The organism is Rhizobium sp. BK098 (assembly GCF_014193155.1).
In the GTDB taxonomy this organism is placed as follows: Bacteria; Pseudomonadota; Alphaproteobacteria; order Rhizobiales; family Rhizobiaceae; genus Rhizobium.
Window position 1 is genome coordinate 21,968 of sequence record NZ_JACHYY010000022.1, and the last position, 8,783, is coordinate 30,750.

At 60.9% G+C, this 8,783-nt stretch carries 6 protein-coding genes, 1 pseudogene and 1 riboswitch; of the genes and pseudogenes, 2 read left to right on the forward strand and 5 right to left on the reverse strand.

Translation table 11 applies throughout. The features are described 5' to 3' along the window. The first annotated feature begins 99 nt into the window (after nt 1-99). Nucleotides 100-241, forward strand: a riboswitch (FMN riboswitch). 109 nt (nt 242-350) lie between these two features. Together ribB and FHT73_RS28235 are read left to right on the forward strand one after the other, a co-directional pair. Further along, nucleotides 351-983, forward strand: coding sequence for a 3,4-dihydroxy-2-butanone-4-phosphate synthase (gene ribB / locus FHT73_RS28230; RefSeq protein WP_112609687.1), 633 nt, complete (start codon nt 351-353; stop codon nt 981-983). Nucleotides 984-1,061: 78 nt separating this feature from the next. After that, nucleotides 1,062-1,432, forward strand: a pseudogene (locus FHT73_RS28235) (MFS transporter); the annotation flags it as partial. Between the two features lie 84 nt (nt 1,433-1,516). Here FHT73_RS28235 and FHT73_RS28240 read toward each other — a convergent pair. From FHT73_RS28240 to FHT73_RS28260, 5 genes are all read right to left on the reverse strand, one after another. Further along, nucleotides 1,517-2,704: a galactarate dehydratase gene (locus tag FHT73_RS28240; RefSeq protein WP_112609689.1), complete on the reverse strand. Its 1,188-nt coding sequence runs from the start codon at nt 2,702-2,704 to the stop codon at nt 1,517-1,519. A 126-nt stretch (nt 2,705-2,830) separates the two neighbouring features. Continuing rightward, nucleotides 2,831-4,552 (reverse strand): ABC transporter ATP-binding protein, encoded by a 1,722-nt coding sequence (locus FHT73_RS28245; RefSeq protein ID WP_183716331.1) that lies wholly within the window; start codon nt 4,550-4,552, stop codon nt 2,831-2,833. A 7-nt stretch (nt 4,553-4,559) separates the two neighbouring features. Continuing rightward, nucleotides 4,560-5,681: an ABC transporter permease gene (locus tag FHT73_RS28250; protein WP_112609693.1), complete on the reverse strand. Its 1,122-nt coding sequence runs from the start codon at nt 5,679-5,681 to the stop codon at nt 4,560-4,562. Nucleotides 5,682-5,690: 9 nt separating this feature from the next. Further along, on the reverse strand, nt 5,691-6,677 hold the full coding sequence (locus FHT73_RS28255) for an ABC transporter permease (protein ID WP_112609697.1): 987 nt from the start codon (nt 6,675-6,677) through the stop codon (nt 5,691-5,693). An 86-nt stretch (nt 6,678-6,763) separates the two neighbouring features. Next, nucleotides 6,764-8,710, reverse strand: a complete 1,947-nt coding sequence (locus FHT73_RS28260; RefSeq protein ID WP_112609695.1) for an ABC transporter substrate-binding protein — start codon at nt 8,708-8,710, stop codon at nt 6,764-6,766. Nucleotides 8,711-8,783 lie beyond the last annotated feature (73 nt).

Here is an 8,783-nt window from a genome sequence, read left to right on the forward strand (position 1 = left end):
CACTATTCCAGAACGGTGTGTTCGATCGCATCGCAAGGTTCGGAAGTTGGAAGGTGGCGTGGCCCTCTTGCAAAGATGAGGTCCGGTCCCTTATGTTAGATTTGTTCTCAGGGCGGGGTGCAATTCCCCACCGGCGGTATCGGGGAAACCCGGAGCCCGCGAGCGCTTCCGCGAACGGAAGGTCAGCAGATCCGGTGAGAGGCCGGGGCCGACGGTATAGTCCGGATGGAAGAGAGCATGCAGCGGGCGTCGCGGGTTGCGACGTTCCTACGCCTGTTCGCCCAAGGGATATTTGTGGCCGTCATTGGTCATGCGGCCGCTAAAGCGGTTAACCCTTGAAAGGCATTGAAATGGCAATTTCCCGAATTGAAGATGCGATCGCCGCGATCGGCCGTGGTGAAATCGTGGTTGTGGTCGATGACCGCGACAGAGAAAATGAAGGGGATCTGCTCGTCGCATCGGAATTGATCACGCCGGAGGCCATCGCGTTCATGATGAACCATGCGCGCGGTCTGATCTGCGTGCCGATGGAAGGCGAGCGGCTGGACGAACTCGACATTCCCTTGATGGTGCCTAACAACACCGAGATGCTGAAGACCGCTTTCACCGTTTCGGTCGACTATATCCCTGAGACGACAACGGGCATCTCGGCGGCTGACCGCGCTGCGACCGTCCGCGCCTTGGTGACGAAGGGTGCGCGTCCTGAGGACTTCGCCCGACCCGGCCATATCTTCCCGTTGCGCGCTCATCCCGAAGGTGTACTCGGAAGGCCGGGGCACACTGAGGCTGCTGTCGATCTTGCCCGGCTTGCTGGCCTTTCCGCGTCCGGAGTCATCTGCGAGGTCGCTAAAGACGATGGTACCATGGCGCGCCTTCCCGACCTTGAAGTGTTCGCCGAGCGGCATGGCCTCCATCTTATCACCATTGAGGATCTGATCGCTTACCGTGATCGCGATGCAGAGACGAAGATCAGGGCAGCGTAAAGTCTCAAACAGTCGCCGGCGGTGGCAACGCAGCGCTACTGCAATCCGGTGCGCTCTGCCTCTTATGCGCTTAAGCGCAGTGCTAATAATGTGATCGCTCGACACAGTGCACGGATAGCAACGCCTCCGTGCATCTTCCCCTCCATCGCGGCAGCCGGCATTTTCGCGGGCCAGCCGGTGTTCTGGAGCTTGCCGTCGCGCTTCCTGCAGGGAAAGGGGCTGCCGCGGGTCTTGCTGCTATCAATTCGGTCGGCAATCTCGGCGGCTTCATCGTCTAGAATGTCGTGCCCTGGATCAAGGATGCGACGGGCAGCACGATCGCATCGATGTTCTTCCTGGCTGCCTGCCTTGTGATCGCGGTGCTGCTGGTTCTTGTGATCGGGCGCATAGTGCCGCGCATACCGCGTCCGGAAGATCTCGGCAATTCAGGCGCAGCACGCGTGAAATGATTGCGCTCATACTTTTAAAGGCATCGACCAAAGAGGGGCGCCCCAATGGCCGCCCCGATTTTTCAGGTGACGCTGATGTCAAGCTCACGCAAAGGCATACGAACCATCCGGACGCTTCGGCACGCGCCGCTGCCAATGAATATAGCCTTCCTCTTCCATGGCCTTCTCATCCATGTCGACGCCCCAGCCGGGCCGGTCCGGCCTCAGCTCGAGATAGCCGTCCTTCGGCAGATAGGGATCGACGACATAGCGGGTCTCCCCTTGCCGCTGCTCGACCTCGTTGCCGCCATAGACATAGGCTTGGCCTTTCGGCAGCCGGTATTCGAGGATCTTGAAGTTCTGCGCGGCGGCGGAGAAGTGCACATTGACGGCGGTCGCGAGCGGCCCCATCGGGTTGTGTGGAGCGACGCCGACGAAATGCGCTTCGGCGATCGTCGCGATGCGCCGCATCTCGCTGATGCCGCCGACCACGCAGATATCCGGCTGGATGAGGTCGGCGCCCTTGACCTGCAGCAGACGCAGGAACTCGTTGCGGTTATAGAGGGACTCGCCGGTCGCGAGCACACAATTGAGGCCCTGTTTCAGTTCGCCCCACATCTCGATGTTTTCCGGACGCAGCGGCTCCTCGTAGAAGAGCGGGTCATAGGGCGCCAGCGCATTGCCAAGCTGGCGGGCGGCGATCGGCTCGAAGATCTTGGCATGGGCGTCGAAGGCGATCTCATAATCGTCGCGCACGGTCTCGCGCAGCGAGCGAAAATAGTCAGCCGATGCCTTCACGACATTGCCCCAGCGATGGGCGTGCATGTCGATGCGCCAAGGGCTGAGCTTGAAGGCGGTAAAACCCCATTCGGCGTTCAGTCGATCGAGCTCGTCGCGGGCCGCCGGCGCGTCCGGCGCGGTGTAAACGCCGGCATAGACCTTGATGCGATCGCGCACCGCACCGCCGAGCAGCTTGTAGACCGGGACATTGAGAGCCTTTGCCGAGAGATCCCAAAGGCAATGGTCGAGCGCGGAGATCGCCGAAAGGCCAAGCGCGCCCGGCGGGAAGCGGCTCTGCTGGATCAAGAGGTTGATGAGATAGTCGATGCGGCTCGGATCCTGGCCGCCGATGAAGCCATAGAGATAGTCGAGGATCGGCGGCAGCGCCAAATCCGGGCCGTGATTGTAGCACTCGCCCCAGCCGGTCAATCCGTCGTCGGTGTCCAGCGCCACGATGACGCGCGGGCGATCCTTGTCGCGGGTCATGAATACCCGCATGCGGTCGATCTTCATCTTACTTCCTTCTATCGGTGGTTATAAATGCGGCATGGGAGGTGCCGCAGGTGGGGAGATCCTTGCCGTGCTGCGGCGAAATCCGAGCGCGGCAAATAAGCGTTCCGGCCTGGTTGAATAAGGCCATCACGCAGCGCTTCCGTTCTTCACGGTTTCCGGCTCGACATAGCGAAAGCGTCGCGAGCGATCGCGATCGCGAGGGTCGGGGCGCGGGATCGCCGAAATCAGTGCTTGCGTATAGGCGTGGTCGGGTGAATTGCAGACCTTGTCGGCGTCGCCAACCTCGACCAGGCGCCCCTTGTACATGACGCCGACACGGTCGCACATGTAGCGGATGACGCCGATATCATGGCTGATGAAGATATAGGCGAGGCCAAGCTCGTCCTGCAGGCGCATCAGAAGATCGAGCACCTGTGAGCGCACGGAGACATCGAGAGCCGATGTCGCCTCGTCAGCGACGATCACGCGCGGATTAAGCGTGATGGCGCGGGCAATGCCGATGCGCTGGCGCTGGCCGCCGGAGAAGGCATGAGGATAGCGCTCGCGCGCCCTTGGATCGAGCCCGACCTGCTCCATCATATGGCAGACGCGCTCGTCGAGCGCGCGGCCCTTGGCAATGCCGTTGACGAGCAATGGCTCGCCGATGATCTGCGAGACGGTCATGCGCGGATTGAGCGAGCCGAACGGGTCCTGAAACACCATGCGCAATTCGCGGCGTGCTGCCGCAAGGGACGGCCCCTTTGCGCTTGCCAAGTCGGTGATATCGCCATCGGCGCGGCGATAGAGGATTTCGCCTGCACTCGGATCGATAAGGCGCATGATCGAGCGACCCATTGTCGTTTTGCCGGACCCGCTCTCGCCGACGATGCCGAGCGTCTCGCGCGGCAAGAGCGAGATCGAGACATCATCGAGGGCGCGGACCTCGCCGAAGGCCATCGAGACATTGCGCAATTCGAGGATCGGCGCCGCGCCTTTATCGAGCGGCGGTCGCGCCAGACGGATTTCCGCCTTCCTTTCGAGCTTCAGCACGGAACCGATCAACATGCGAGTATAGTCGTCTTTCGGAGCATGGAAGATCTGCTCGACCGGACCATGTTCCTTGACCACGCCATTGTGCATGACGAGCACGTCGTCGGCGATCTGTGCGACCACACCCATGTCGTGGGTGATGAACAGCACCGCCATGCCGGTGGCCTTCTGCAGCCGGGCAATGAGATCGAGGATTTCGGCTTGTGTCGTCACGTCGAGCGCCGTTGTCGGTTCGTCGGCGATCAGCAGCTGCGGCTTGCAGGCGAGCGCCATGGCGATCATGGCGCGCTGGCGCATGCCGCCCGAATATTGAAAGGCGTAGCGGTCTATGGCTTTTTCCGGAAAGGGGATTTCCACCTGCTTTAGAAGCGAGATCGCCTCGGCGCGTGCTTCCGCCTTGCTCATGCGCGTGTGAAGACGCAGCGCCTCCATGATCTGGTCGCCGACCGTGTGGACCGGCGAGAGCGAGGTCATCGGCTCCTGGAAGATCATGGCGATATCGCGCCCGCGGATGGATCTGATCTGCCGCCCGCGCGGATTGAGCTTGGCGAGATCGACCGAACTGCCGCCGGTGCCGTTGAGAATGATCGAGCCGCCGGTGATGCTGCCGGGGGCGTCGACGATCTGCAGGATAGAGCGCGCGGTGACCGATTTGCCGGATCCGCTCTCCCCGACGACGCAGAGTGTCTTTCCCGGCTCGATGGCGAAGGAGAGATTGTCGACCGCGCGAAAGGTGCCGGTTCGCAACGGGAAGTCGACGGTGAGATTCTTGACCTGCAGCAGCGGGCGAGCGGTGTTCATGGAAACGATATCGGTCATTCCCGCCTCATTTGTTGTAGGGATCGGCCGCGTCGCGCAGGCCGTCGCCGAGAAGGTTCAACGCCATGACGGCGATGACGACGGCGACACCCGGCAGGAAGAGCCACGGTGCCGTTGCGATCGAGCGGATGTTTTGCGCCTCGCGCAGCAGCACCCCCCAGGAGATGGTCGGCGGCTGGAGGCCGAGCCCGAGGAAGGAAAGCGACGTCTCGGCCAGAATCATCGCCGGCACGGCAAGCGTGATGGAAGCGATGATGTGGCTGGCAAAACTCGGCAGCATGTGGCGGAAGATGATGCGCCCCTCGCTGGCGCCATCGAGCCTTGCGGCGGCGACGAATTCTTCCGTCCGCAGCGATAGGAAGCGGCCGCGTACGACGCGGGCAAGCTGAGCCCAGCCGGTCAAGGACAGGATGATCGTGATCATCATATATTGCAGTGCCGCCGGCCAGCCTTGCGGCAGCGCTGCCGCCATGGCGAGCCAGATGGGGATGGTGGGCAGCGACAGTACGAAATCGATCAGGCGCTGGATGAAAAAGTCGAGCTTTCCACCGTAATAGCCCGAAACCCCACCAAGAACGATACCGAGCAGAAGCGAAAAGAAGACGCCGACGAGGCCGATCGACAGCGAAATCTGTGAGCCCTGAACGGTGCGGCTGAAGACGTCGCGCCCGAGTCGGTCTGCGCCGAACAGAAGAAGAGGCGTCGACTTGTCGGAAGATGCCAAGAGATGGATGTTGCTCGTGAAGAGCCCGAGCACGGAATACTCATAGCCTCTCCCGAACAGGCTGATGGAGACGGGCTTCGTCGTATCCTCCTTGAAGATCGGTGCAAGTGTCTCCGGATCGCGGGTTAGCTTCAGCGGATAATAGTGAAGCCCGAGGGAAAAGCAGTTATCCGTGTCAAATAAATGCACCCTTTGCGGCGGGTGGAAGGTTGCGCGCGCGTTTTGCTGATTGGGATCGTTTATGGCAAAGAAGCCTGGCACGATCGCGACGATATACATCATCACGGTGACGACAAGCGCAACCATGGCAAGCTTGTGGCGGCGGAAGGCCCACCAGATCAGCTGCCATTGCGAGGCGACGGCGGCGCGGTCGGGGCGCAGGGTTGTGACGGCGATATCGGCCATGGGCTGCTCCTATTCCAACCGGATGCGGGGATCGACGAGGGCAAGCAGAATGTCGCTGATGAGTGACCCGATCAGCGTGAGCGCGCAGATCAGCAGCACGAAAGCGCCGGCGAGATACATGTCCTGTGCCATCAGCGCCTGCAGCAGCAAGGGCGCCGCCGTTGGCAGGTTGAGGACGATCGCCACGACGACCGACCCGGAAATGAGATTGGGCAGCAGCCAGGCGATGGTGGAAATAAACGGATTGAGGGCAATGCGCAGCGGATATTTGACCAGCAGCCGGAACTCGGAGAGGCCTTTTGCCCGTGCCGTCGTCACATAGGGTTTGGGCAGCTCGTCCAGCATATTGGCGCGCATGACGCGGATGAGGCTTGCGGTCGATGAAACTGCAAGGATGACGACCGGCAGCCACAAATGCGACAGGAGATCCACCGTCTTGGCGATACTCCAGGGTGCCGTCTCGAACTGAGAGGAAAACAGGCCGCCGACATCCTGGCCGAACTCGACCGCGGCGACATACATCAGCACCAGCGCGAGCAGGAAGGAGGGAATGGCAAGTCCGAGAAAGGTGAAGGCGGTAAAGAGATAATCGCCGATCGAGTATTTCTTGACGGCGGAATAGACGCCGATCGGCAGCGCGATCGCCCAGGTGGCAATCAGCGCCGCAAGCGCCAGAATGAGCGTCAGCGCCATGCGCTCCCAGATAAGGCCGGAGACCGGCTGTTGCCATTCAAATGAGATACCGAAATCGCCGCGCGAAAGAATGCCCCACATCCATTTCAGATATTGGATGAGCATCGGCTGATCGAGGCCGAAGCGCTCGCGTAGCTGCGCGGCCGTGTTCTGATCGACCACCTCATTCGAAGAGGCGAGCGTGGCGATATACGTCGTCACATAGTCGCCGGGAGGCAGCTGGATCAGCACGAAGGCCAGGAAGCTGACGGCAAAAAGGGATGGGATCATCCATAAAAGGCGTTTACCGATGAAGACCAGCATGGCTGTTTCTCGCAGTGAGCGCTGCCGCGGGCAGCTCCGCATGATGGAAAGCGCCGCCCATGCAAGGCGGCGCCGGATCGGTGTGATCAGCTGGTAAAGAAGAATTGCTGCGGCATGGCCGGTCCCGGATTGGGCCACGACCAGCTGTCCGGCTGCTTTTCGGGAACATTGCGCAGATTGTTGCGGATGATGCCGAAGCCGCCGACGGCGAGGCAAAGGCCAACGGTTTCAAATTCTTCGGCGGCGATATCAAAAATCTGCTTCATGACCGCGCCGCGCTTGTCGAGATCGGCCGTCGAGCGCGCCTCATCGAAAAGTTTCATACGCTTCTTTTGGCTTTCCGGTGGTTCCTCGCCCTGCTTGCCGTTCGAGGTGTACCAGACCGACCATGGGATTGCGTAGCGCGAGCCTTGCGGGTGGAAAGCGAAGAAGTCGCGCGGGTCGAGCATCGGATCGAGGCCACCGGGGCCTGGCCAGACCTGGGCATCATGGGCGTTGTCGTCGCCGCGCGTATAGTAAAGCGCCCGCTCGATCGTGTTGACTTTCATGTCGACGCCGATCTGTGCCCAATGTGCCTTCACCAGCTCGAGAGCATCGACCAGATCGGGATAGAGGGTCGGAATGACATCGACGGTGAAGAACATCTTCTGACCATCCGGCCGGAGCCGGAAGCCGTTCGCATCCTTCTTGCCATAACCGGCCTGGTCCAGCATCGCGCCGGCCTTGTCCGGATCATAGTCGGTGAACTGGCGGGCATATTTCTCGTTGTACCAGGGATGCTCCGGACGCGGCCCGGCCTGGTAGGGTTGGCTCTGGCCGAAGTAGACGATGTCGATGATCTCCTGCCGGTTGATACCGAGCGAGAGCGCCTGCCGGATCGACTTGTCGGCAAACATCTTGCGCATGGCGGGATCTTTATGGGTGATGTTGAAGTAGATCTGGCATTGCTGCGAGGTGGAAGGAATAAGAGTTAGAAGGCGATAGTCGCCCTTCTTCATGTTCTGCGAAAGCGTCGGCTTGTTGGCGAGTACGCTGATATGGCGCTCTTGAATATCGATCTTGCCGGAGATGACATTCAGCATCAGCGATTCCACATCCTGCGAGATGCCGAAATTGATCTCGTCGACATAGGGAAGCTGGTTGCCTGATGTATCGACCTGCCAGAAGTATGGGTTGCGCGTCATGACGACGCGGGTTGCACCGCCGGTATAGGGTTCCTTGACGACCCAGGGATCGAGCGTCGGTTTGTCGGGATTGCCCCACCGCGAGGGGATTTCGATGTCGCCGCAGCGGGCGCGGAAGAGTTCGGGCCAATTGCTGACGCCGGCCTTCTTCGCATCCTCGGCGACGTTCGGATTGTATTTAGGCAGGAACTGGCTGCAATAGTGCTTCGGAAACAGCGTCGGGTGCTGGCCGAGCGGGGTTGCGAGATTTTCCAGATAAAGCGCGTTTGGAGCGGCAAAGGTGAATTTCACCGTATAGTCGTCGATCTTCGTGACACTGACGGCCTTGCCGGCGACGGACAGTTGCGCCGGCGCCGCGCTATAGAGATCGGTATTCTTGACGCAGTCTTCGATAGCGAAAACGACGTCGTCGGCCGTAAAGGGATGGCCGTCGGACCAGCGAGCGCCTTGAATGAGATAGAAGGTGAATTGCGAAGCGTCGGCATTGACGTCCCAGCGTTCGGCGAGGTTCGGCAGGACCTGAGTAAACTCGAGGTTCCAGCGCACCAGGCTCTGATTGCCCACCATGCGCAGAATGCCATTATGGTCGGACGAGCCGCGCAGGCCACGCCGTAACGTGCCGCCATAGGTTCCGACCTTCTCGTAAGGGGTGACGACCATTGGCTTTTTCGGCAAGCGGTCGGCCAGCGGCGGCAGCTTGCCTTCTTTGACGAGCACAGCCAGGGCGGGCGCCTCGCCACCTGCATCGGCAGCGTTGACACGACCGGCCACAGACAGGGCTGCCATTCCCGCCATGCCGCCGAGGACGGCGCGCCTGCTCACGCCGCGGGGCAATATTTCATCGCGCATCGAATCCCTCCCGTTTTAATCTCGACCTGGCTCTGCCTCGGCCGATGCGACAGGCTCCCGTCCCGTCACCATG